This is a genomic window from Streptomyces sp. NBC_00344 (genome assembly GCF_036088315.1).
Lineage (GTDB): Bacteria > Actinomycetota > Actinomycetes > Streptomycetales > Streptomycetaceae > Streptomyces.
Window position 1 is genome coordinate 1,953,465 of record NZ_CP107996.1, and the last position, 25,607, is coordinate 1,979,071.

General features: G+C 69.3%; 17 protein-coding genes. 8 read left to right on the forward strand and 9 right to left on the reverse strand.

Translation table 11 applies throughout. The annotated features are described in order from the left end of the window. Nucleotides 1–13: 13 nt before the first annotated feature. On the reverse strand, nt 14–1,534 hold the full coding sequence (locus OHS16_RS08645) for an MFS transporter (protein WP_328536586.1): 1,521 nt from the start codon (nt 1,532–1,534) through the stop codon (nt 14–16). Nucleotides 1,535–1,659: 125 nt separating this feature from the next. Between OHS16_RS08645 and OHS16_RS08650 the strand changes: the two genes are divergently transcribed. The 4 genes from OHS16_RS08650 to OHS16_RS08665 all read left to right on the forward strand — a co-directional run bounded on the left by OHS16_RS08650 (nt 1,660) and on the right by OHS16_RS08665 (nt 7,325). Next, on the forward strand, nt 1,660–2,574 hold the full coding sequence (locus OHS16_RS08650) for a TetR/AcrR family transcriptional regulator C-terminal domain-containing protein (RefSeq protein WP_328536587.1): 915 nt from the start codon (nt 1,660–1,662) through the stop codon (nt 2,572–2,574). 154 nt (nt 2,575–2,728) lie between these two features. After that, nucleotides 2,729–4,756: a M4 family metallopeptidase gene (locus tag OHS16_RS08655; RefSeq protein WP_328536588.1), complete on the forward strand. Its 2,028-nt coding sequence runs from the start codon at nt 2,729–2,731 to the stop codon at nt 4,754–4,756. 189 nt (nt 4,757–4,945) lie between these two features. Further along, a complete protein-coding gene (locus OHS16_RS08660; protein WP_328536589.1) occupies nt 4,946–6,580 on the forward strand; it encodes a M4 family metallopeptidase in 1,635 nt (544 codons plus the stop codon). A 73-nt stretch (nt 6,581–6,653) separates the two neighbouring features. Continuing rightward, nucleotides 6,654–7,325, forward strand: a complete 672-nt coding sequence (locus OHS16_RS08665; protein WP_328536590.1) for a response regulator transcription factor — start codon at nt 6,654–6,656, stop codon at nt 7,323–7,325. A gap of 21 nt (nt 7,326–7,346) precedes the next feature. Here the strand turns inward: OHS16_RS08665 and murJ are convergent, their stop codons facing one another. After that, complete coding sequence (gene murJ, locus OHS16_RS08670) at nt 7,347–8,882, reverse strand: murein biosynthesis integral membrane protein MurJ (RefSeq protein ID WP_328536591.1); 1,536 nt, start codon at nt 8,880–8,882, stop codon at nt 7,347–7,349. A 27-nt stretch (nt 8,883–8,909) separates the two neighbouring features. Here murJ and OHS16_RS08675 point away from each other — a divergent pair, with 27 nt between their 5' ends. Further along, nucleotides 8,910–9,713: an ATP-binding protein gene (locus OHS16_RS08675; RefSeq protein ID WP_328540768.1), complete on the forward strand. Its 804-nt coding sequence runs from the start codon at nt 8,910–8,912 to the stop codon at nt 9,711–9,713. On the opposite strand, the gene OHS16_RS08680 is transcribed toward OHS16_RS08675, so the two are convergent. From OHS16_RS08680 to OHS16_RS08710, 7 genes are all read right to left on the reverse strand, one after another. Further along, nucleotides 9,631–10,878, reverse strand: coding sequence for an alginate lyase family protein (locus tag OHS16_RS08680; RefSeq protein ID WP_443042580.1), 1,248 nt, complete (start codon nt 10,876–10,878; stop codon nt 9,631–9,633). The two genes, OHS16_RS08675 and OHS16_RS08680, sit on opposite strands and share 83 nt — an antisense overlap. Nucleotides 10,879–11,126: 248 nt before the next feature. After that, complete coding sequence (gene glgP, locus OHS16_RS08685) at nt 11,127–13,754, reverse strand: alpha-glucan family phosphorylase (protein ID WP_328536592.1); 2,628 nt, start codon at nt 13,752–13,754, stop codon at nt 11,127–11,129. Nucleotides 13,755–13,901: 147 nt separating this feature from the next. Continuing rightward, a complete protein-coding gene (locus OHS16_RS08690; protein WP_328540770.1) occupies nt 13,902–15,191 on the reverse strand; it encodes an FAD-dependent monooxygenase in 1,290 nt (429 codons plus the stop codon). An 18-nt stretch (nt 15,192–15,209) separates the two neighbouring features. After that, on the reverse strand, nt 15,210–16,322 hold the full coding sequence (locus OHS16_RS08695; RefSeq protein WP_328536593.1) for a monodechloroaminopyrrolnitrin synthase PrnB family protein: 1,113 nt from the start codon (nt 16,320–16,322) through the stop codon (nt 15,210–15,212). A gap of 59 nt (nt 16,323–16,381) precedes the next feature. Then, a complete protein-coding gene (locus OHS16_RS08700; RefSeq protein ID WP_328536594.1) occupies nt 16,382–17,797 on the reverse strand; it encodes an MFS transporter in 1,416 nt (471 codons plus the stop codon). Continuing rightward, nucleotides 17,794–19,251: a 4-hydroxyphenylacetate 3-hydroxylase family protein gene (locus OHS16_RS08705; protein WP_328536595.1), complete on the reverse strand. Its 1,458-nt coding sequence runs from the start codon at nt 19,249–19,251 to the stop codon at nt 17,794–17,796. Before OHS16_RS08705 ends, OHS16_RS08700 begins: the two co-directional genes overlap by 4 nt. An 87-nt stretch (nt 19,252–19,338) precedes the next feature. Next, on the reverse strand, nt 19,339–20,295 hold the full coding sequence (locus tag OHS16_RS08710; protein WP_328536596.1) for an AraC family transcriptional regulator: 957 nt from the start codon (nt 20,293–20,295) through the stop codon (nt 19,339–19,341). Between the two features lie 116 nt (nt 20,296–20,411). Between OHS16_RS08710 and OHS16_RS08715 the strand changes: the two genes are divergently transcribed. The 3 genes from OHS16_RS08715 (at nt 20,412) to treS (ending at nt 25,592) form a co-directional block, all read left to right on the forward strand. Then, nucleotides 20,412–21,332 carry an SDR family oxidoreductase gene (locus OHS16_RS08715; RefSeq protein WP_328536597.1) on the forward strand — a complete coding sequence of 307 codons (921 nt, stop codon included), beginning with the start codon at nt 20,412–20,414 and terminating at the stop codon, nt 21,330–21,332. A 553-nt stretch (nt 21,333–21,885) separates the two neighbouring features. Beyond that, a complete protein-coding gene (locus OHS16_RS08720; protein WP_328540771.1) occupies nt 21,886–23,886 on the forward strand; it encodes an alpha-1,4-glucan--maltose-1-phosphate maltosyltransferase in 2,001 nt (666 codons plus the stop codon). Further along, nucleotides 23,883–25,592, forward strand: coding sequence for a maltose alpha-D-glucosyltransferase (gene treS / locus OHS16_RS08725; protein ID WP_328536598.1), 1,710 nt, complete (start codon nt 23,883–23,885; stop codon nt 25,590–25,592). Before OHS16_RS08720 ends, treS begins: the two co-directional genes overlap by 4 nt. Nucleotides 25,593–25,607: the final 15 nt, after the last annotated feature.

Here is a 25,607-nt window from a genome sequence, read left to right on the forward strand (position 1 = left end):
CGGGGCCGCGGGTTCAGCCCGTCGTGGTGGATACGGCGGTGACGGCGCCGGGGTCCGCGGCCGACTGTCCAGCCGTCCGGGCGCCCCGCAGCAGGACCACCGAGAGCACCGCGGCGCCCGTCATCGCAGCAGCCGCCCCGACAGCGGCGAAGTCCAGGGCGTGGACGAACGCGTCGTGCGCGGCAGTCAGTACGTCGCCGTGCGCGACCGCTGTGGCGCCGCCCAGCGTCCGGCGCACCGCGTCCGGGGCTCCGGCCATGTCCGAGCGGTAGACGGCGGCGCCGACGGATCCCAGCACGGCCATGCCCAGCGCCCCGCCCAGTTCCTGCCCCGCCTCGAGGACGGCGGCGGCCGACCCGGCGCGCTCGGGCGGGGCCGCGCCGATGGCGAGCTCGTTGGCGAGCGTCGTGGCAGCGACCAGTCCGCCCGCGTAGACCGCGGCGCCGATCAGGGTGACATGGAGCGGCGAGCCCGGGTGCACCTGGCTGAGCCGGAGAAAACCGCAGGCCGACACGGCGAAGCCACCGGCCATCACATACGCGCGGTCGAAGCGCCGGGCGAGCAGTGCGCCGGCCGGGGCGAGCACCGCGACGCCACCGATCGGGACCAGGGACCAGAGCGCCGCTTCGAGCGCGCTCATGCCCCGTACGGACTGGAGGTACTGGCTGATGAAGACGGCGAAGCCGATCGTCGCGAACATCGCGAGCAGGTTGGCAAGCAGCGAGCCGCCGAAGGCCCGTTGCCGCAGCAGGGAGAGATCGATCATCGGCTGGTCGAGGGTCTGCTGCCGGCGGACGAAGACAACGCCGATCGCGAGCCCCGCGGTGATGAAGAGGGCGGGCAGCTGCGCGTAGCCGTTCGCAGCCAGTTCTTTGATGCCGTGGATGACGGGCAGCAGGGTGGCGAGCGAGAGCACCGCGCTCAGCACATCGAACCGGCCACCGGCGGCCACGGTGAACTCCGGGAGCAGCAGCGGGCCGAGAATCAGCAGCAGGGCCATCGCCGGCAGATTGATCAGGAAGACCGAGCCCCACCAGAAGTGCTGCAGGAGCAGCCCGCTGACCACCGGGCCCAGCGAGATACCGGCGGTCATCACCGCGGTCCACAGGGCGACCGCCTTCCCGCGCTCCTTCTCGTCGCGGAAGAGGTTGCGGATGAGAGCCAGTGTCGACGGCATCAGTGCGGCGCCACCCACACCGAGCAGCGCCCGCACCGCGATGAGCTCCTCGGCACTGTGCGCGTAGGCGGCGGCCACCGATGCGGCGCCGAAGACCACGGCACCGGCGAGAACCAGCCTCCGCCGGCCGATGCGGTCGCCCAGAGCACCCATGGTGATCAGCAGTCCGGCCAGCACGAAGCCGTACATGTCGAGGATCCACAACTGCTGCGTGGCGCTGGGCCCGAGGTCGCGGCTGATGTACGGAATCGCGAAGTAGAGGATGGAGACATCCATCGATACAAGCAGCAGCGGCAGGATCAGAACCGCCAGGGCGATCCATTCGCGGCGGCCCGCTGTGGGTGGTGTTGAGGTCATGCCGGGAGAGAAGCAGCTCGGGTGCGTACACCACAAACACCCTCCTAGTGCGCTGCTGTGCTGACCGCCAAATCCCCCTGTTCCAAGGGAAGATGTGGGTATGAGTGCACTAGTACAGTGCGGCCATGAGCAACCAGCCGCCCTATCTGCGCATCGCCGACGGCATCCGCCGTGCCATCGAGGACGGCACGCTCCTGCCGGGTGAGCCCGTCCCCTCGACCCGCGCCATCACCCGGGAGTGGGGCGTGGCCATGGCCACTGCGACCAAGGCGCTGGCCGTCCTGCGCCAGGAGGGCCTGGTGCGCGCGGTTCCCGGCGTCGGCACGGTGGTCGCGGCGCCTCCGACGGCGGTCCGGCCGGGACCGGCCCTGAACCGTGACCGCATCGTCCGCACCGCGGTCACCATCGCCGATGCCGAGGGACTGTCCGCGCTGTCCATGCGGCGGGCCGCCACCGAACTCGGGCTCTCCACCATGGCGTTGTACCGCCACGTCCAGGGCAGGGCTGAGCTCGTACGCCTGATGTCGGACGCGGTCTGCGGCGAGCGTCCGCTGCCCGCCGTGCAGCCCGCGGCGTGGCGCGAGCGCTTCGAGCTGGGCGCCCGCTGGCTGTGGGACGCATACAACCGCCACCCGTGGATGGCCCACGCCATGGCCTCCATCACCCGGCCCGCGCCGGCGCCGAACGCGATGGCCTACACCGAGTGGATGCTGCGCGCGGGTGCGGACACCGGTCTCACCAAGGTGCAGGTGATGCACCTTCACCTCGCCTTGTTCGGCTACGTCCAGGGGCTGGCCCTGGCGGGCGATCTGGAGGCACAGGCGCGACAGGACACCGGGATGTCGGAGGACGAGTGGATGGCCCGGAACGAGACACAGTTCCACGCTCTTGAGGCGACCGGCGCCTACCCGCACCTGAACTCGCTGGCGGAACAGGAAGGTTTCCGGCTCGATCTCGGCACCGTCTTCGAATTCGGGCTGTCCCGCATTCTGGACGGCACCGCGGTGCTCACCGGCAAAGATTCCGTATACCGAACATGACCATACGGACAACGGACGATTTCCAGCCAACTTGTTGACGCGGTCCTGACAGTACCGGGTGGTAGATGTCACGCTCTCCCCGTTCTGCGCACTGCTTGCTCTGCCGGGACGGCTCACCGGGGCCGCCCCGTCCCCCCTTGCAGAAGGAGTCCGCGTGAGACCCACGCATCGTCGTGCCACCGCCACCGGCGCCCTCATCGCCGCAGCGGCCCTGCTCGCCGTAGGCGTCCAGGCCGGCACTGCCTCCGCAACACCCGAGAACACCGGCAGCGCATCCGCGGTGACCGGCAAGGCCGGTACCGGCGCCCTCCCGGCCAAGCTCTCGCCCGCACAACGGGCTGAGTTGATACGCCAGGCCAATGCCACCAAGGCGGCCACCGCGAAGGACCTCGGCCTCGGGGCCCAGGAGCAGCTCCAGGTCCGTGACGTCGTCAAGGACCGCAACGGCACCACGCACACCCGGTACGAGCGCACCTACGAAGGACTGCCCGTGCTCGGCGGCGACCTGGTCGTCACCGAGTCGAAGGCGGGGCAGAGCGAGGGCGTCACCAAGGCGTCCCGCGCAGAGCTCAAGAACATCAGCACCAGTGCGTCGGTGGCACCGGCCGCCGCTGAGAAGACGGCCCTGAAGGCCGCCGCGGTCCAGGGGTCGAAGAAGACCTCGGCCGACCGCGCCCCCCGCAAGGTGGTGTGGCTGGCGCAGGGCAAGCCGACACTCGCCTACGAGACCGTCATCGGCGGCTTCCAGGACGACGGCACCCCGAGCGAGCTGCATGTCATCACGGACGCGGCCACCGGCAAGAAGCTCTACGAGCGACAGGCCATCGAGACCGGCGTCGGGAACACCGAGTACAGCGGCCAGGTCACCCTCGGCACCACCCAGTCCGGGTCGACCTACACCCTGAACGACGCCGCCCGGGGCGGCCACAAGACGTACAACCTGAACCACGGTACGTCCGGCACGGGCACGCTCTACTCGGGCAGTGACGACGTGTGGGGCAACGGCCTCGCCTCCAACACCGAGACCGCCGCCGCCGACGCCCACTACGGCGCGGCCGAGACCTGGGACTTCTACAAGAACGTCTTCGGCAGGACCGGTATAGCCGGCGACGGTGTCGCCGCGTACTCCCGCGTCCACTACGGCAACAGCTACGTCAACGCCTTCTGGGACGACAGCTGCTTCTGCATGACCTACGGGGACGGTTCCGGCAACGCGGACCCGCTGACCGCGCTCGACGTGGCGGGCCACGAGATGTCGCACGGCGTCACCGCCGCGACCGCGGGGCTCAACTACAGCGGTGAGTCGGGCGGTCTCAACGAGGCGACGTCGGACATCTTCGGCACCTCCGTGGAGTTCTACGCCAACAACGCCACCGACAAGGGCGACTACCTCATCGGTGAGAAGATCAACATCAACGGCGACGGCACTCCGCTGCGCTACATGGACAAGCCCAGCAAGGACGGCGGCTCGGCCGACTCCTGGTACTCCGGCGTCGGCAACCTCGACGTCCACTACTCGTCGGGCCCCGCCAACCACTGGTTCTACCTGCTCAGCGAGGGCAGCGGCGCCAAGGTCATCAACGGCGTCAGCTACAACTCGCCGACCTCCGACGGCCTTCCGGTCACCGGCATCGGCCGCGACAAGGCGCAGCTGATCTGGTACAAGGCGCTCACCGAGCAGTTCACGTCGACGACCAACTACGCGTCGGCACGCACCGGCACGCTCGCCGCGGCCAGCGCCCTGTACGGCGCGACCAGCGCCGAGTACAAGGCCGTCCAGGATGCCTGGGCGGGCATCAACGTCGGCGCTCGGTCCGGCGGCGGCGGCTCCGGCGGCACCGTCTTCCAGTCCACCACGCCCGTGTCCATCCCGGACGCCGGCGCGGCGGTCACCTCGCCCATCCCGGTCACCGGTGTGACGGGCAACGCTCCCTCCACGCTGAAGGTGGACGTGAACATCACGCACACCTGGCGCGGTGACCTGGTCATCGACCTGGTCGCCCCGGACGGCAGCACCTACCGCCTCAAGAACTCCAGTTCCTCGGACTCCGCGGACAACGTGGTGGCGACGTACACCGTCAACGCCTCGTCCGAGGTGGCCAACGGAACCTGGAAGCTGAAGGTTCAGGACGTGGCGGCTCAGGACACCGGGAAGATCAACAGCTGGAAGCTGACCTTCTGACCCCAGCTGGTCCGATCCGCACCATGTGTCCCACTCGTTTCACGAGTTCGCCACACAACACCTGTTCCATCTGTTCCATTTCCACCGCAACATGAACGTGCTGCCCGGGGCGACCCCAATCTCCCCCGGGCAGCACGACAGCACGTCACCCGCATATCCCAACCCCCCACCTTTGAAAGGGAAAAACGAGTGACTTCACGTATATCGCGTTCCCAGCGCATCGCCGGTTCCATAGCGGTCGCAGCACTGCTGGCCACCGGTCTCACCACCCTCACCTCCGGCTCCGCAGGTGCCACCCCCACGAAGGCCACGATCGGAGCCCAGGCCCTCACCCTCTCCTCCGGCCAGCACGCGAGTCTGCTCCGTGCGGCGAGCACCACGGTCGCGGCCACCGCGAACACGCTCGGTCTCGGCAGCAAGGAGAAGCTGGTCGTCCGGGACGTCATCAAGGACGCCGACGGCACCACGCACACCCGGTACGAGCGCACCTACGAAGGACTGCCCGTCCTCGGCGGTGACCTGGTCGTGCACACCGCCAAGTCCGGCACGGTCAGCGGTGTCACCAAGGCCACCAAGGCCGCCATCAAGGTGGCGACCACGACCGCGGCCGTGAAGCCGGCCGCCGCGCAGCAGAAGGCGCTCTCCGCGGCCAAGTCGGCCGGCGCGGACAAGGCCTCCGCCGGCAAGACGCCCCGCAAGGTCGTCTGGGCGGCCGCCGGGAAGCCGACACTCGCCTACGAGACCGTCATCGGCGGTTTCCAGGACGACGGCACCCCGAACGAGCTGCATGTCGTCACCGACGCCGCCACCGGCAAGAAGCTCTCGCAGTGGCAGGCCATCAAGACCGGTACCGGCAACAGCGAGTACAGCGGCAAGGTCACTCTGACCACGACGAAGTCGGGATCCCAGTTCCAGCTGAGTGACGGGGACCGGGGCGGCCACAAGACGTACAACCTCAACCACGGCACGTCCGGCAAGGGCACCCTCTACACCGACGCCGACGACACGTGGGGCGACGGCAAGGCGTCCAACGACCAGACCGCGGCCGTGGACGCGCACTACGGCGCGGCCGAGACCTGGGACTTCTACAAGAACGTCCTCAAGCGGAACGGCATCGCGGGTGACGGCGTCGCCTCCTACAGCCGGGTCCACTACGGCGACAGCTACGTCAACGCCTTCTGGGACGACAGCTGCTTCTGCATGACGTACGGCGACGGCGCGGGCAACGCCGACCCGCTGACCGCCATCGACGTGGCCGGACACGAGATGTCGCACGGCCTGACGGCAGCCACCGCCAAGCTCGACTACACCGGCGAGTCAGGCGGTCTCAACGAGGCGACATCGGACATCTTCGGCACCGCAGTCGAGTTCTACGCCGACAACGCCACCGACCCCGGCGACTACCTCATCGGCGAGAAGATCGACATCAACGGCGACGGATCGCCGCTGCGCTACATGGACAAGCCCAGCAAGGACGGCGGCTCGGCCGACTACTGGTCGGCGGGCGTCGGCAACCTCGACGTGCACTACTCGTCGGGCGTCGCCAACCACTTCTTCTACCTGCTGAGCGAGGGCAGCGGCAAGAAGACCATCAACGGCGTCAACTACGACTCGCCCACATCGGACGGCTCGACGGTCACCGGCATCGGCCGGGACAAGGCCGTCCAGATCTGGTACAAGGCCCTGACGACGTACATGACGTCCACGACCAACTACGCGGCCGCCCGTACGGCGACCCTGAAGGCGGCCGGTGACCTGTACGGCGCGGACAGCGCCGAGTACAAGGCCGTCGGTGCGGCCTGGACCGGTCTCAACGTGAAGTAGCAGCACCAGAGGTCCCGATGGGCCCCGTTCCGCGCCGCACCCCGGCGCGGGACGGGGCCCTTAGGCTTGCCGGATGACCGACGCACGGGTACGTGTTCTCCTCGCCGACGACGAAACGATGATCCGCGCCGGGATCCGGGCGATCCTCGGCGCCGACCCGTCCTTCGAGGTCGTCGCGGAAGCGGGAGACGGGCGCGAGGCGGTCGAACTGACCCTGAAACACCGCCCGGACGTGGCGCTGCTCGACATCCGTATGCCGCGCCTCGACGGTCTGCAGGCAGCGGAGGAACTGCGCAGGACGTCACCCGGCACCTCACTGGTCATGCTCACCACCTTCTCGGAGGACGAGTACATCGTGCGGGCGCTCGGCTCCGGTGCGAGCGGCTTCCTCCTGAAGTCCGGGGACCCCCGCGAACTGGTCGCGGGCATCCAGGCTGTCGCCGGCGGTGCGGCCTTCCTCTCTCCCCAGGTGGCGCGGCGCGTCATCGCCCATCTCGGTACCGGCCGGCTCTCCCGGGCCGCCGGGGCGCGTACCCGGCTCGAACCGCTGACCGGTCGGGAACGCGAGGTGGTGGCCCTGCTCGGTGCCGGGCTTTCCAACGCGGAGATCGCGGCCCGGCTCCACGTGGTCGAAGGGACGGTGAAGGCCCATGTCAGCGCCGTACTCAGCAGGCTGGAGCTCAGGAACCGCGTACAGCTGGCGATTCTGGCCTATGAGGCCGGGCTGGTGGACGGCCCTGTGTGAGGTTCCGCCGGAGAGCCGGGTTCACATCGGTTCCGGCGGTTTCCGGAACGCACCGACCCTCAGCGCCCGGGCGAACACCACGAAGAACAGCAGCATGGTCGCACCGCCGGCGGCCACCGCCGGTGCGGCGGCCAGGCCGGGCACTGCGGAAAGGGCCGGGCAGAAGTCCGCCGCCGTCCGGCCCAGGGTTCCGGCCGCGAGCGCGGCTGCGCCCAGCCTGCCGTAGGTGTGACACAGCCGACTGCCGTCCAGCCGGCCCCCCAGTCGCCGCCGCAGCAGTACGGCGGTGACGCACAGACCCACCGCGTACGAGGCGGTGTAGGCCGCCGCCATGCCGGTGACCGCCCAGCGGGGCGGAAGCAGCAGATGGCAGAGGGCGGCCAGTCCGGCGTCGGTGCCGCCGATGCACACGGCCATCAGGAACGGGGTCCTGGTGTCCTCGATGGCATAGAAGCCGCGCAGCAGCAGGTACTGCGCCGAGAAGGGGATCAGACCGGGGCCCAACACCTGCAGCATGTGTCCCAAGGGCCGGGTGGACGCGGCGTCTGCCGCGCCGTGGGCGAAGAGCAACCGGGCTGTCTCCGGGCCGAAGAAGACGAAGAAGACGGCAGCGGGCACGATGAAGGCGCCGCTGACGCGCAGGGCGCGGGAGAGGTCCTCGCGCATGTCGCCGGTGCGGTGTTCGGCGATCGCCCGGCTCATCCGCGGCAGCAGCGCTGTGACCAGCGAGACCGTGACGACCGACTGCGGCAGCATCCAGATCGTCTGGGCGTAGGTGTAGGAGGAGAAACCCACCCCGTCGTCGGGCAGGCTCGCGTCGGCCGCCGAGGCATAGCGGGTCACCACTGTGGCGGCCGCCAGGTTGGCCAGGACGAAGAGGAGGGTCCAGCGGGCCGCGCCGGCACTCTTGCGCAGCCCGGCGCCGCGCCAGTCGAAGCGGGGACGGAAGCGGAATCCGGTGGCCCGGACAGAGGGGATCAGCGCCAGCGCCTGGACGGCGAGTGCCAGTGTGGTCCCCGTTCCGAGGAGGGCCACCTGCGTACCGGTGATGTCCTGCACCCGGTCAGGAGCGGTCGTGAGAGCGAGACAGCCGCCGAACACCGTGATCAAGACAGCGTTGTTGAGCACCGGGGCCCACATCATCGCGCCGAACCTCCCCCGGGCGTTGAGCACTTGACCCAGGATGCCGAACAGCCCGTAGAAGAGGATCTGCGGCAGCAGGAACCGGGCGAACGCCACTGTCAGCTCGAATGCCGCGTGGTTGCCCGCGGTGTCCCTCTGGTAGAGGCCGATGATCTGCGGCGCGCCCGCCACGGCCGCGATCGTGCCCGCGGTCAGCAAGCACACCGTGAGGGTGACCAGACGCTGCTCGAAGGCGAGTCCGCCGTCCGGATGCTCCAGCCGTGCGCGGACCAGCTGCGGTACCAGTACGGAGTTCAGCGCGCCGCCGATGAGCAGGAAGTACAGCCCGGCGGGCACCACGTTGGCCTGGTTGTAGGTGGTGGCCAGGAGCCCGGTGCCGAGCGCACCCGCCTGAAGGACCTGCCGGATGAGCACGCCGTCCACCGGACCGTTCAGGAGTCGCTGACCAACGCGGCGAAGCACGCGCCGGGGGCACAGGTGATGGTGCGGGTGGTGCGGTCCGGCGCCGCGGTCACCGTCACTGTCACCTGCGGGCCGTGTCCGGCGGGCCCGGCGCCGCACGCGACGGGCAGCGGTACCGGCCTGGTCGGACTCGACGAACGCATCCGCCTGGCCGGCGGCGTACTCACCCATGGGCCGCTGCCGGACGGCGGTTTCGAGGTGACGGCATCCCTGCCGCTGGTACCCGGCCCGGTCCTCGCTGCCCGCGCGCGGGAGACCAGCACCTCCGCACGGGAGCTGGCCCGTGAACGCCGGCAGGTGCGGCGGCGTCTGAAGCAGGCGATCTGGGTTCCGCTGGCGGTGACCGCGGCCCTCGGGGTACTGATCGGCGCCGCCGCGCTCAACAACCGCTACGGGTCGGTGCTCGACCGCTCGCGGTACGACCTCGTCCGGGTGGGCGACAGCAGGGCCGATCTGGGGTCCCGGCTTCCGTCGTACGCCATGGACGGCGCCCCGGACGGTGCGCCGCCGCAGCCGACGGGCCAGGACTGCGTGTACTACCGGACCGGGCCCTTCGTCTCGCTGCCCGCCTACCGGCTGTGTTTCACCGGTGAGGTCCTGGCATCCAAGGCGGTGGTGGACGCCGCGGGGCCGGAACGGACGGCGGCCGGTGCGGCGTGCCCGTGGCACGCCGCACCGGCCGCCTCCGAACAGACACGGGTCAGGCCGGGTTGTCCCCGTGGGTCAGCGTCTCCCAGGCCACGAACAGGTTGTTCGTGCCCGCGGGGCGCTGCTTCTCGGTGAGTGCCTGGGTCTGGGTCATCGCGATCCCCAGACGGTTGTGCAGCGCGTTGTAGCCCACCTCGGTGACCGGCCCGAGGCTGTCCTTGAGGCTGCCGCCGCACAGGTTGGACGGCACCGCGGCACCCATCATGTACTTGGCCTGGAATCCCAGTGCCTGGCGCAGCCGCTCCTGGATCTCCGGATAGAGGTCCTGGCCCTGGATGCGGCTGGTCTCGGCGATATGGGCGATCGCGGAGATGCCGTAGCCGGTGTGGGTCAGGTCGCGGCAGGTCTCCTGGGTGAGCCCGGTCATGAAGGTGGACTGGCCCTGCCAGTACGAGACGATCGCGTCCCTGCCGCTGAGGCCGCTGCCCGGTGCGACCTTGGGCAGGGCGCCGTCCGAGCTGAGGTAGATGTAGGCGGGGACACGGCCCCGGAACGTGGCGACCGCCTTGTCGTAGGAGGTGTGGTCCTCGAGGAAGACGGAGATCCCGATGGCGGCCTCCGTCATGGACAGCTCCCAGTTGCCATTGCTGTGCGAGCCGTTGATGACCTCGGGCAGATAGACGGTGCGGAGCATGGTCGCGAAGCGGCCGGAGTTGGGCCAGCTGTCGTAGGTGTACTTGATGATCTCGGCGGCGCGCGGCCAGACCGAGCCGGCCCAGCCGGTCTGGAGCGGTGCGTTGCTGTTGGTGTGCTCCTTGATCACGGCGGACCAGGCGTCCATCAGCGCGATGGACTTCTGGGCGTAGCGGTCGTCCCGGGTGATGTACCAGGCGAGGGCGTCCGTGTACGCGGCGATGGCGTCCTCGCGCTCGTCCGTACAACCGTTGTTGGGGTTGGAGTACGAACCGCACTCGACATTGGCCCGGGGCTTGGGGGTGCGGGACAGCGACGCGTAACTGCTGGCCATCATCTGGGCGTTGGCGCTCGACCAGGGTTCGGCGTTCGCCTGGACCCTGCCGCGTACGAAGTCGAGCTGCGGGCGGCTGACGAGAACGCCCGGATGGGTGAAGGCGGCGGGGGCTGCGGCCGCTGCCGGTCCGGAGGGGGCCGTCGGCGTTCTGGCCGCCATGGCCTGGGGTATCAGGGTCAGGCCGAGTACACCGGCCAGCGTGGCAGCGAGGCCGACGGCCCAGGCTCTGACGTGGCGCTTCGATCGGTGCGAGGTGGTTCCGGTACGCATGTGGGGAGTGCCTTCCGGTCGGGGAGAACCATCGGTGAGATCACCTGGGCCCTCATGCGGTTCACACACATGAACAACTGTTGTGATAGTGAACGCTGTTGTGCGTGTGGAACCTAAAGGGATTCCATGGGCACGTCAAGAGAAACGTTCAGAACACGAAGACCCGGACCACGACGGCGGGGACGACGACGGGACAGCAGGAGGCCCGGCACCGAAGTGGTGCCGGGCCTCGTTGACCTGACGGTGCCTCAGCGCAGCAGTACCCCCGCGCCCTCCCCGGTGGCCTCGGTCGGCAGTGCGACCAGACCCAGCTCGGCTCCGGTGGCGAGCAAGCGGTGCGCGGGCAGTACGCGCACCGTGTAGCCGTAGGGGCCCGTACGGTCGAGGGCGAGGGGGCCTTCGTAGAGCCAGTTCCCCTCCAGGTCGGGACCGCCGGACGGCTTCAGCGGGAATCCGATGGACTCCGTGATCCGGTCCTGCGCATCGACCCGCCCGGACACCGCCTGCACCTCCACATCGTCCGGCCGCAGGTCACCCAGGACTACCCGCACCCGCAGGGAGAGCGTGGAGCCGAGCTCCGCGGTGCCGTTGACCGCGTTCGGTGCGAGGGCCTCCACATGGTCGACATGGACGTAGGGCCAGGCGGCGCGCACGCGGGCCTTCCAGCCGGCGAGATCCCGTGCGGTGGCGGGGCCCAGTTCCCGGTGCGCGAGAGCCGCGGGTGCATAGAGCCGCTCCACGTATTCGCGCACCATCCGCCCCGCCAGGACCTTCGGACCCAGGGTGACCAGGGTGCTGCGGACCATCTCGACCCACCGTCCGGGAAGCCCGCCGTCCGTCCGTTCGTAGAAGCGCGGTGCGACCCGGTCCTCGATCAGTTCGTACAGCGCGGCGGATTCCAGCTCGTCGCGCCGGTCCTCGTCCATTCCCGAGCCGTCGGCCGTCGGGATGGCCCAGCCGAAGTCCGGCTCGAACCACTCGTCCCACCAGCCGTCGAGAACCGAGAGATTCAGACAGCCGTTGAGCGCGGCCTTCATGCCGGAGGTACCGCAGGCCTCCAGCGGGCGCAGTGGGTTGTTCAGCCAGACGTCGCAGCCCGGATAGAGCCTTTCGGCCATCGCCATGCCGTAGTCCGGCAGGAAGACGATGCGGTGGCGCACCCGGGGATCGTCCGCGAACCGCACGAGTTCCTGGACCAGCCGTTTGCCGCCGTCGTCGGCCGGATGGGCCTTGCCGGCGACGACGATCTGGATCGGCCTGGTCGGATGGAGCAGCAGCTCCATCAGCCGGTCGCGGTCGCGCAGCATCAGAGTGAGGCGCTTGTACGAGGGGACCCGCCGGGCAAAGCCGATGGTCAGGACATCGGGATCCAGGACTCCCTCGATCCAGCCGAGTTCGGCTTCGGACGCGCCGCGCCCCCGCCAGGACGCGTGCAGCCGGGTGCGGACCTCGGCGACGAGCTGTTCCCGGAGGGTCCGCCGGAGCTGCCAGATCTCCGCGTCGGGAATCTCCGCGAGGCCGTCCCAGCGTTCCGAGCCACCGACCGCCAGGGCCTGCTCGGCGCGTTCGGCCCCGATCTGCCCTGCGCCCAGCCGGAAGACCTCGGGCGCCACCCAGGTAGGGGCGTGCACGCCGTTGGTGATGGAGGTGATGGGCACCTCTTCGGGGTCGAATCCCGGCCACAGTCCGGCGAACATCTCCCGGCTCACCGCGCCGTGCAGCGTGGAGACGCCGTTGGCGCGCTGCGCGAGCCGCAGCCCCATCACCGCCATGTTGAAGAGGTTCGGCTCGCCGCCCTGATAGGACTCCATGCCCAGCTGGAGCACCCGCCCGACATCGACACCCGGCAGCTCTCCGTCGTCCCCGAAGTGGTGGGCGACCAGCTCGCGGTCGAATCGGTCGATGCCGGCCGGTACGGGGGTGTGGGTCGTGAAGACCGTACCGGCCCGCACCGTTTCGAGTCCGGAGTCGAAATCCAGTCCCTCTGCCGTGAGTTCACGGATCCGCTCGAGACCGAGGAATCCGGCGTGGCCCTCGTTCGTGTGGAACACCTCGGGGGCGGGATGCCCGGTGAGGCGGCAGTAGGAGCGCAGGGCCCGTACTCCGCCGATGCCGAGCAGCATCTCCTGGAGGAGCCGGTGTTCGCTGCCGCCGCCGTAGAGCCGGTCGGTGACATCACGCTCACGCGGTTCGTTCTCCTCGACGTCGGAGTCCAGCATCAGCAGCGGCACCCGGCCCACCCGGGCCCGCCAGATATGGGCGCGCAGCGAGCGGCCGCCGGGCAGCGCGAGAGAGATCAGGCTCGGCGAGCCGTCCTCCTCGCGCAGCAGGCTCACCGGCAGCTCGTCGGGGTCGAGCACCGGATAGTGCTCCTGCTGCCAGCCGTCCCTCGAGAGGGACTGCCGGAAGTAACCGTGCCGGTAGAGCAGACCGACACCGATGAGCGGTACCCCGAGATCGCTGGCTGCCTTCAGATGGTCACCGGCGAGGATGCCGAGGCCTCCGGAGTACTGCGGGAGCGCCGCGGTGACACCGAATTCGGGCGAGAAGTATCCGATGGCCGCGGGCAGCCCGGCGGACTGCTGCTGATACCACCGCTCGTCATGCAGGTAGGCGTCCAGGTCGGCGGCCGCGGAGCCGAGCCGCCGCAGGAACGCCCGGTCGGCGGCCAGCGCGGCCAGCCGCTCGGCGCGCACCGCGCCGAGCAGCCGTACGGGGTCGCCGCCTGCGGCCTGCCAGCCTTCGGGGTCGACTGCCTTGAAGAGATCACGGGTCCCGGCGTGCCAGGACCAGCGGAGGTTGCGGGCGAGCTCGCCCAGTGGGAGCAGCGGCTCGGGGAGGACGGGGCGGACGGTGAATCGACGAATGGCCTTCACGTGTTCCACCTTCGCAGGGGATATGCACATCCAAGGGGACGCACAACGGTGTGCGCCCGCACTTCACCCCCGACGGTAGCGGTAGCCGTCCTCCGCAACCACGGCGCAAGCGCGCACCGGCAGGTCCCGCCCGCGCGCCGGTCGCGCTCAGATCACAGGCGCACCGAGGGACTCAACTGTGTAGGGCGAGCCCTGGTTGACCGTACGCGGGTCGAACGCCCCGGCCGCTGCGTACCGCTTCGCGATGGCGTCGAGCTCGGCGGCCGGAATGACGTCCCGGATGTCGGTGAACCCGCCCGGTGCCCGCTCATGAGCCAGCTTGATGACGACCTCCGGCCCCAGCTGCCGGTTGGCGCGCTGCAGTTCCGTCATCACCGGCCTGCGTTCTGCCTCGTAGTCGGCCAGCGCGTCGGCGGGGGAGTGGTGGGCGGCGAGGGCGTGCGCCAGCGCGCGGGCGTCGATGACGGACTGGGTCGCCCCGTTGGAGCCGATCGGGTACATGGCGTGGGCGGCGTCACCGATCAGGGTGATACGGCCGCGGGTCCAGCGCTCCAGCGGCTCCCGGTCCACCATCGGATACTCGAATGCCTCATCGGCAGCACGGACGACCTCGGCCACATCGACCCCGTCGAAGGTCCAGCCCTCGTAGTGATGGACGAACCGGCTGACCGGGACCGGCCGGTTCCAGTCACCCCTGAACCGGCCGGCCGTGGCATCGCCGGGCCGTGCCAGGGCCCAGTTGACCAGGACCCGGCCCTCACCGTCGGGCTCCGACATCGGGTAGACCACGGCTTTCTGGCGGTCGTCGCCTGCGATCAGCATGAATGCGGCAGCCCGTTCCGCGGGCATCCGGGAGACACCGCGCCAGACCAGCATCCCGTTCCACGGCGGATCGCCCTCGAACGGGTTGAGCGCGGCCCTGACCACCGAACGGATGCCGTCCGCGCCGACCAGTACACCGGGGGCCAGAGAGGCACGGCCCCCCGGCCCCTTCGACCGGCACTCCAGTTCGATCCTGGCCCGGCCGTCCGGCAAGTGCTCCACGGCTGTCACCCGGGCGCCGGGAATGAGGGCACGTGCGCCCAGCCGCTCCCGTACCGCTTCGGCGAGCACCGCCCGGAGGTCACCGCGGGGCATCGAGAGCTGCGGCCAGCGGTAGCCCGCGGTCCGGCCACGCGGCTCGCGGGAGATCAGGCCGCCGCTGCGGTGGTAGTAGCGCAGCTCACGGGTGCGTACCGCGGTCCCCTCGAGGCGCTCCAGCAGACCGAGCGCGTCCAGCTCCCGGACCGCGTTGGGCATGATGTTCAGCCCGGCGCCGACCGGCCTGCTCTCCAGGGCCGCCTCCACCACGGTCACCTCGGTGAACCCGGCCGCGTGCAGACTCAGGGCCGCGGTGAGCCCGGCTATCCCGCCGCCGGCGATCACGATCTGGGTCATCATCAGTCTCCTCTGGCCTCAGGCGGAGGTGCGTGGACGGGTGGAACGGCGCACCAGGGTTTCGTTGTCCCTGGTCAGATCGAGCACCGAGCGCAGCAGCTCGACCGGGGCCCCGCCGCTCCCCTTCTCGTAGAGCCGCACCTCGTCGCTGTACGCCTTACGGGCAATCGTGAAGTGACGGGCCCGGAAGGTCTTGAGGGTCCGCAGCACCCTGGCGAGCGACACCGCCGACGCCGTGAGCTGCGGGGGCAGCCGCTCCATGCCTTCCCAGCTGACCGCGGCGGACAGCTTGCTGACAGCCGACGGGCTGCCCGCGTGCCTGGCGTGGAAGGCCCGCCAGGACGGCAGGCTGTAGGGCACCGACTCGTCGATGAAGGAGGCGTACCGCGCTCCCGGCCTGTCCGACTGCCAGAGCGTCATATCGACGAGCCAGAGGGGCACCTGCGCGGCGGCGGGGCCGAGCAGGCCGCATCCGCCGACGTCGATCTCCTCGAAGTACGGGCGCAGCACCTGCGCGAAGTAGACCGGCGAGACATGGGCGACGGTGTGGTCGATGGAGTCCACCATGGCCCGGACGTGCTCGTCCGTGCGGTCGAGCGCGTGGGCGAAGGCCGGGTCGTAGGGTTCGAGTCCGGTGAGCTCCTCGCAGGTGTCCAGAGTGGCCACCAGGTCGGGGAAGACCATCCGGACGGCGTCCTGCAGACAGCCCTCCATGGGGTCGCCGGTGTACATCCGCTGCCGCCGGCCCGCCGGGTTCCAGGTCGTGTAGTGGTGCACGGTGTCCCGCGGGACCATTGCGGTGCGCCGGCCGAGTTCGCCGAGCACGGGCAGCACGCCGGGTACGGCCGCGCAGGGCTCGGTGCCGTGCCGCTTCAGGGATCCGAGGAACATACCGAGGTCCCGCATCGCGGCCAGGGATCCGACGGTGTTCAGGGTGGCGATCCGTTCGGCATCCGGCGTCAGCTCACGCAGCGCCGCGGTGAGGGCCGGTACGTCGGCCGCCCGGTTCATCGCGGGCAGCATCCGGCAGAGCGCGTCGGCTGCGAGCGGATCGGCCTCACAGATCTCGGCTATCCGGTACAGCGGTTCCCGGCGGCGGGTGACCAGGTCATGAACGGACGAGACGGACAAGGGAGTTCCTTCGGGGATGAGGCGGGGATGAGAGAGGAGCGGAACGTGCGGTCGACCGGTCAGCGCACGCCGCGGCGCTCGGATGCCGTGTCCGGGTCCGGGCGCCGGGCGGGCTGTGTGCCGACGGGCTCCGGAAGGCGCAGCCGCAGGGTGAGCGGTACGGCAACGGCCGCGAACGCGGCGCCGGTGAGCAGCGCCGCGCGGAAGCCCGCGGTGGCGTCGGTGTGTGAGGACGCGACGGCGACCAGCACCGCGAGACCGAGCACCGCACCGAACTGCTGGCTGGTGTTGATGAGTCCGGAGGCCAGTCCGGTCTCCTCGGGCGCCGCCTCCGCGGTGGCCGCCACATTGGTCGTGACCATGACGAGCGGCAGCGCGGCGCCGAGCACCAGGCTGGGTGCCAGCACCGTGCTCGCGAAGGTCCCGTCGGCGGAGAGTGCCAGGCCGAGCCAGAGCATGCCGGCGAGCAGCAGGGTGAAGCCGGCCGTCATGGTGGTGCGAAGTCCGAACCGCTGGACGATCCGTCCGGTCTGCGGTGCCACCGCCACGACCACCAGCGACAGTGGCAGCAGCCCCAGACCGCCGGTGAGCGGCGACTCGCCGATCACCGACTGCAGGAAGAGGCTCACCAGGAAGAACATCGGGAAGAGTGCCATCTGGGCCAGTGCGCTGAGGACGTTGGCGCGGCGGAGCGCGGGACGGCGCAGTACGGCGGGCGGCAGCAGCGGCCTGGCCGCACGGGGCTCGACCGCCGCGAAGACGGCGAGGAGTCCGGCGCCGGCCACGGCCGCGAGGAGGGTACGCGGTGATGTCCAGCCGTACGTGCCGACGCCCACCAGCGCGTAGGCGATCAGCCCCAGGCCGCCGGTGGCGCTCAGCGCGCCCGCCAGGTCGATACCTCGGTCGGTGCCGGGTTTGCCGTCCCCGGCGATGCGCGGTGCGAGCGCGGCGAGCACCAGGGCCGCGACCACATTCAGCCAGAAGGTGGAACGCCAGCCGAAGGCCGATGTGAGCACTCCGCCGAGCACCGTACCGAGCACCCCGCCCAGCCCTCCCATGGCGGCGAACGCCCCCAGCGCCCGGTGCCTCGCGGGTCCTTCGGGGAAAAGGACGAGCAGCAGGGCGAAAGCTGCTGCCGCCGCCAGGGCCGCACCCGCTCCCTGGACGGCCCGTGCGGCGATGAGGAGTTCCGGGCTGCCCGCGAGGCCGCCCGCCGCCGACGCGGAGGCAAGCAGGCCGAGACCACTGATGAACAGCCGCCGGTGGCCCAGCAGATCGGCGGTGCGCCCGCCGAGCAGCAGCAGTCCGCCGAAGGTGATCAGATAAGCGTTGGCCACCCAGGACAGACCTGCCGAGCCGGAACCCAGATCGCCGCCGATCGAGGGCAGTGCGACGTTGATGATCGCGGTGTCCAGGACGAGCAGCAGTTGGGTGGCGGCGAGCAGCGCGAGGGCGGCCCCTGGTCTGCGGGTCATGCGCGGGCGGCCCGCCCCAGGCTGTAGCCGTCGAGACAGTGCCTGGCCAGCCGTACGCAGGCGTCCGTGTCGCCCTCCCATGCCTGCTGGGTCAGATAGACGTGCGGCGCGCCGTGGTAGAAGCGCTCGTACTGCTCATGGCGGCCGGCGAACTCCGAACCGAGGGCGTCCCAGGCGAGCTTGAGTAGTTTGATGCGCTCCTCGGCAGAGTGCCCCGGGGAGCGGATGTACTTGGCGACCAGCGGTCCGATCTCGGGATGCAGCAGATCCTGCGCCGACGCGGGCAGCTGGATGAGTCCGCCGCCTGCCAGCGTCCTGATCTCCTGGAGTGCCTGCGGGTACAGCTCGCCCGCCATGATGCGCTGCGCATAGGAGATGTCCTTGCCGGGCATCACACCGCCGCGTCCCCCGTCGACCTCTTCGCAGCAGACCTCGGCGGCGAGCACGAATGCCTTCGCCTGGGCGACCTTGCCCATCAGACGGCCGATCGCCTGGGTCACGGGCGGCAGGTCGAACGTGTTGTTCGCCCTGGTGATCAGGATGGCGATGCCGGTGAGGAATTCGAGCTTGGTCCAGAACCTGGTGGCCGCCTGGTGCACGAAGTTGACGTAGGCCGGGGTCTTCCACCACATGCCGAAGCCGGCGTCCACGTTCCGGTAGGTGAGCACGTTCTCCCAGGGCACGAAGACGTCCTCGCAGATCAGCAGTGCGTCGTTCTCGTCGAAGCGTGAGGAGAGCGGGTTGTCGAAGACACTGCGCGCACCGGCCTCGTAGGAGGTGCGTGAGATGAACTTCAGGCCAGGGGTGTCGATGGGGAGCGAGAAGGTGAGCGCGTGGTCGATGTCCTGCGGAGCGAGCGGCTCGATGGTCCCGACGATCACCTCGTTGCCGAACACCGCGGCGGTGCCGATCATCTTGGCACCGCGTACGACGATTCCGCCGTCCTTCTCCGCCACGACCCGCACCACCAGATCGTCCTCCTCCTGCTCCGAGGCGGATCTGGTGCGGTCGGTCTGCGGATTGGTGATGGTGAACGCCGGATAGAGATCGCCCTGGGCGAGCCTGCGGTGGTAGGCCAGGACATTGGCTGCGCCGTCGAAGGTGTCCGTGGTGAAGAGCTGCGGTGCCGCGGCGAATCCGGCGGCGCCACCCGCCATGTAGTCCGGGGTGCGGCCCAGGAATCCGTAACTCGCCTCGGCCCACACCTTGTACGCGGTGCGCCTGGCCACCAGGTCCTGGTGGCTGCGGGGGATCAGATAGGCCCGGTGGACCCCTTCGTGGGTGAGTTCCGCCGAGTGAGCCGAGTCGTGGGCCAGGTCGTACAGGCCTGCGATGGACGCGGCGGTGTTACGGAAGGCCGGGTGCGCTGTCACGTCCTTGACGCGCTCCCCGTCGATCCACACCTCCCGCCCGTCCCGCAGTGACTCGATGTACTCCTGGCCGGACCTGGTCAACTTTTCTCCTCAAGAGACGGGCACCCCGCTTCGCCGAGCCTGTCCCCCGGCGGCGACCCGGGGCAATGAACGACCGTCCAGCGGTCCTTAAGAACCGGCCAGCCCCGCAGTGCAGGTGGTGCGGTACTCCCCCGGGGTCTTTCCGAACCATTTACGGAAGGCGAGATGGAAGCCCACCGCACTGCGGTAGCCGACCCGTTCGGGCACGGACGACTGCGGCAGCGACGTCTCACCCAGCAGCCGTACCGCCTCCTGCATCCGCCGGCCGGTCAGATGCCGGGCGGGGGCCTCTCCCACCAGGGACCGGAAGGCAGCGGTGAACGCCGAACGTGACATCCCCGCCTCCCGGGCCAGGCTCTCCACCGTCCACGGCTCGGCGAACCGGGTGGCGATGATCACCATGGCCTTGCTGATCCCCGGGTGGCCCAGCACCGGCAGCGCCGCGGGAGACGACGACAGCTCGCGCAGCAACGGACGCATCGCGAGCACCAGTGCCATCTCGAAGGCCCGTAGCGTGATGAGCCGGTCGCCCGGCGCGGTGGGGCGGTCGGTAGCGGCGAGCAGTGCGAGGGTGTCGCCGAGGAGGGGCTCCCTGCTGACCTGGGAGCCGTCGAGAACCAGCACCCAGGGCAGCGCTCTGTAGAGCCCGGTGGCCGCGCTGGCGTCGTAGTGGAGACCGGCGCAGAGCAGCCGGCTGCGCGCTCCGGTGCCCTCGATCCGGATCTCCCCTGAGGTGCCCGGGGTGCGCCGGGGAAGCACCGCACGCAGCGGCAGCCCCTGCCGGTCCGGCCGGTCGGACAGCCGGTGCGCGATACCGGTGGGAAAGAACGCGAGGTCGCCCGCGCGCAGTTGAAGCGGCTGATGTCCCTCACCGGTGATCCAGCAGCCGCCTTCGACGATGTAGTGGAGCACGGCGCAGCTGCTCTCGGCGTCACCCTCGATGGCCCAGGGGGCGTTGACATGCCAGCGGCTGTCGAACACCCCGGTCAGGCGCAGCGGCCTGAGCAGTTCTCCGATGAGGTCGTCGCCGCCGGGGATTTCCATGGACGATCCCTCAACTCCCGCCCCGGTTTGTTAATTGATCGGCCGAAGCCGCCGCCGCCAGCCTGGAAGCCGGGACAACAACAGCCTCCCCACCCTATCGAAGGGCTTTCATACACATGTCCGAGCACATGCTGCAGCGTTGCGCGGTCGTGGGAGCGACCGGATTCCAGGGCGGCGCGGTGGCCCGTCTGCTGACCTCGCGAGGTCACCGGGTCCGCACTCTGACCCGCAAGGCAGCCTCGGAGCGCCCCGAGCTCCCCGGTGTCTTCTGCCACCCAGGTGACCTGGACGACCGTGACGAGGTGCTGCGGTTCCTGGAGGGCGCCACCCATGTATCGGTGGTGATGCCGCTGATGTACGACCCGGACCGGATAGAGACCTGGGCCCGCCATCTCGGGGAAGCCGCCCGTGAGAACGGGGTGCAGCGGATCGTCTACAACGCCAACACCCGGATTCCCGGGCGGACCACCGGGGTGGCCGCCTTCGAGACCCGGCGGCTCGCCGAGTCGGTGCTCAGGCGGAGCGGTGTGGACGTGGTGGTGCTGCGGCCGCCGGTCTATCTCGACAATCTCTTCAGCCCGTGGAACGGCCCGTCCCTGGCACGGGACGGGATCCTCGCCTATCCGCTGCCGGCCGGCACCGAGACGGCTTGGATCTCCCATGCGGACCTGGCCGAAGCGACGGCAGCCGCGATGTTCGCCGACGGCATAGACGGCCGGACCTTCGACATCGGCGGCTCGCAGTCCCTGACCGGCGACCGTCTCGCGCAGGAGTTCGCCATGGGACTGGGGCGTGGCGTGCGGTACGAGGCGCTGCCCGCCGATGTCTTCGAGAAGGGGCTGGCTGCACAGATCGGCGCCGTGGCGGCGGCGGGTGTGGCCGGCATCTACCACTACATGGCGGCCGGCGATGACCCCGGGCTGCTGGCGGGTGACGGCGGCACATCGGCGCAGGCACTGGGCGTGCACCCCTCCGCCGTCGACCTGTGGGTCACCCACCAGCCGTGGCAGGTGTGGACAGGACCGGATGCGGCGTGAGTCCGGCGGGGAGACGTCCGGACGGCCCCTCCCCACCCGTCCCAGCACCGATATGGCCGAATTCCATCCCCTCACGCACCCTTGTGATACTTCGCCCGGCGGACAAAGCTGCCCAGTGACGCCCACAAGCGACGCACAGCCGAGAGGGGGAAGTCTGGTGCACAACACGGAGGCATCGCCCGTCCCTGCCGTACGGTCCGGTCCGGCGAGGACGCCGGGCCACCGAAACCGCTGCTCCATGTGGACAGCTGACATCCCGCCAAAGGTGTGAACCCCGTGGCGCAGCCCGGGCCGGACCGGGGGTCGCACCCGGTGCACGGCGCGGACGGTGCTTGCCTTGCACATTACGCACGAGTACTTAACCCAGGAGCCGGATTGCCCACCCGAGGTGTGAGGGAAGGCTCCCCCGGTACTTGTCTGAGTGCACCCCCCGCCAATTGAGTGAACGCGGACAGGAGCGGTCATGCCCGCAGCCCGCCAGTCTTCATCGGACAAGCAGACAAAAAAACACACCACGTCCCCGAAACCGCCCCAGCGGCCGCGCGCCGACCGGCTGATCGGGCGCATCCCGGTCCTCGATGTGCAGCCGCTCGTCGACGGCGGGCGCCGGCCCGCCAAAGCGGTGACAGGTGAGACCTTCCAGGTCACCGCCACCGTCTTCCGCGAGGGTCATGACGCGGTCGCGGCCAATGTGGTGCTGCGCAGTCCGCGCGGCCGCCCCGGCCCCTGGACTCCGATGCGTGAACTCGCGCCCGGCACCGACCGGTGGGGCGCCGATGTCACGCCGGACGGTGAGGGCCGGTGGACATACACGGTGGAGGCCTGGAGTGATCCCGTCGCCACCTGGCTGCACACCGCCGGCATCAAGATTCCCGCCGGCATCGACACCGAACCAGTGCTCGCCGAGGGAGCGGATCTCTACGAGCGCGCGGCGGCGGGCGTACCCAGGACCAGGGGACGCGCCGCGGTCCTCGCGGTGGTGGAAGCGCTGCGCGACACCGGTCTGCCCCCCGGTGCGCGCCTCTCGGCCGCGCGGGGGCCCGAGGTGACAGAGGCCCTGGGCCGCTACCCGCTGCGCGAGCTGGTGAGCGAATCGGAGCGGCTTCCGCTGCTGGTGGAGCGCGAGCGGGCGCTCTACGGTTCCTGGTACGAGCTGTTCCCGCGCTCCGAAGGAGCGATCGTCGAAGCGGGGAAGCCCCCGGTCAGCGGGACCTTCCGGACGGCGGCAAAGCGGCTGTCCGCGGTGGCGGCCATGGGCTTCGACGTGGTCTATCTCCCGCCCATCCATCCCATCGGCACCACCCATCGCAAGGGGCCCAACAACACGCTCAGCGCCGGCCCCGATGACGTGGGTGTGCCCTGGGCCATCGGATCCCGGCACGGTGGGCACGACGCAGTCCACCCCGAACTGGGCACCCTGGAGGACTTCGACGACTTCGTCGGCCGGGCCGGAGAGCTGGGCATGGAGATCGCCCTGGACTTCGCACTGCAGTGTTCGCCCGACCATCCCTGGGTGGAACAGCACCCCGAGTGGTTCCACCACCGTCCCGACGGTTCCATCGCCTACGCGGAGAACCCGCCCAAGAAATACCAGGACATCTATCCGATCGCCTTCGACCGGGACATGGACGGCCTGGTCGCAGAGACCGTACGCATCCTGCGCTTCTGGATGGAGCACGGTGTACGTATCTTCCGGGTGGACAACCCGCACACGAAGCCGGTGGTCTTCTGGGAGCGGGTCATCGCCGCCGTCAACGGCACCGACCCCGATGTGATCTTCCTGGCCGAGGCGTTCACCAGGCCCGCGATGATGCGCACCCTCGGCGCCGTCGGTTTCCAGCAGTCCTACACGTACTTCACCTGGCGCAACACCAAGCAGGAACTCACCGAGTACGTCACCGAACTCAGCCAGGAATCCGCGCCGTTCATGCGGCCGAACTTCTTCGTGAACACCCCCGACATCCTGCACGGATACCTTCAGCACGGAGGCCGGCCGGCCTTCGAGGTGCGCGCGGTGCTCGCAGCGACCATGGCGCCGGCCTGGGGGGTGTACGCGGGATACGAGTTGTGCGAAAACACCACAGCACGGACGGGCAGCGAGGACTATCTGGACTCCGAAAAGTATCAACTGCGGCCCCGGGACTGGGAGTCCGCCGAACGCGAGGGCCGGACCATCGCCCCCCTGATCACCACACTCAACGAGCTGCGCCGCCGCCATCCCGCGCTGCGCAGACTCCGTTCGGTCCACTTCCATCACACCGACAACGACGCGGTGCTCGCCTACTCCAAGTCGGCCGAGGACGACGCTGGTTCGAACACTGTTCTGGTGGTCGTCAACCTCGACCCGCACCACACCCAGGAGGCAACGGTCTCGTTGGACATGCCGGATCTCGGCCTGCCATGGCACGAGTCCTTCCCGGTGCGCGACGAGCTCACCGGTGAGACCTACCACTGGGGCAGGGCCAACTATGTGCGTCTGGAGCCGGGCAGTACGCCTGCGCACATTCTGGTCCTGCGACCGTCCCCGCCGATCGGAGGGTCACCCACACCATGATCGTCAATGAACCCGTCCACGACAAGTTCGAAGACACCCCAGCGAAGGACCGTGACCCCGACTGGTTCAAACGCGCGGTGTTCTACGAGGTCCTGGTCCGCTCATTCCAGGACAGCAATGGAGACGGAGTAGGCGACCTCAAGGGAATCACCGCCAAACTGGACTACCTCCAGTGGCTGGGTGTCGACTGTCTCTGGCTGCCGCCCTTCTTCAAATCACCGCTGCGCGACGGTGGTTACGACGTGGCGGACTACACGTCCGTGCTGCCGGAATTCGGCGATCTCGCCGACTTCGTGGAATTCGTGGACGCCACCCATCAGCGCGGAATGCGCGTGATCATCGACTTCGTCATGAACCACACGAGCGATCAGCACGAGTGGTTCCAGGAGTCGCGCAAGGATCCAGAAGGGCCGTACGGCGACTACTACGTATGGGCCGACGACGACAAGCAGTTCCCGGACGCGCGGATCATCTTCGTCGACACGGAGACGTCGAACTGGACCTTCGACCCGGTGCGCAAGCAGTACTACTGGCACCGTTTCTTCTCCCACCAGCCGGACCTCAACTACGAGAACCCGGCGGTGCAGGAGGAGATCATCTCGGCGCTGCGCTTCTGGCTCGACCTGGGTATCGACGGCTTCCGGCTGGATGCCGTCCCGTATCTGTACCAGGTCGAGGGAACCAACTGCGAGAACCTGCCGCAGACCCATGCATTCATGAAGCGGGTACGGGCCGAGATCGACGCAGGCTATCCGGACACGGTGCTGCTCGCCGAGGCCAATCAGTGGCCCGAGGATGTCGTCGACTACTTCGGCGACTTCAAGAAGGGGGGCGACGAATGCCACATGGCGTTCCACTTCCCGGTGATGCCGCGCATCTTCATGGCGGTCAGACGGGAATCCCGCTATCCCGTGTCGGAGATCCTGGCCAAGACCCCGGCCATTCCGAAGAACGCGCAGTGGGGCATCTTCCTCCGCAACCATGACGAGCTGACCCTCGAGATGGTCACCGACGAAGAGCGCGACTACATGTACGCGGAGTACGCCAAGGACCCGCGGATGCGCGCCAATATCGGCATCCGCAGGCGTCTCGCGCCGCTCCTCGACAACGACCGCAACCAGATCGAACTGTTCACCGCGCTGCTGCTGTCACTGCCCGGCTCCCCGATCCTCTACTACGGGGACGAGATCGGCATGGGTGACAACATCTGGCTCGGCGACCGGGACGCCGTACGCACGCCGATGCAGTGGACACCGGACCGAAACGCCGGATTCTCGTCCTGCGACCCCGGGCGGCTCTACCTCCCGACGATCATGGACCCGGTCTACGGGTACCAGGTGACGAACGTCGAGGCGTCGATGGCCTCTCCGGCCTCGCTGCTGCACTGGACCCGTCGGATGATCGAGATCCGTAAGCAGAACCAGGCCTTCGGCCTCGGCTCGTACACCGAGTTGCCTTCGTCCAACCCCGCGGTGCTCGCCTTCCTGCGCGAGTACAAGGACGACCTGGTGCTGTGCGTGCACAACTTCTCCCGGTTCGCACAGCCGACGGAACTCGAGCTCACCACTTTCAGCGGACGCCATCCGGTGGAACTGATCGGCGGAGTGCGCTTCCCCGCGATCGGTGAGCTGCCCTACCTGCTCACACTCGCCGGACACGGCTTCTACTGGTTCCGTTTGCGGAAGGACACCGCCGCCGCCGGCTGACGGCGCATCGGGTGT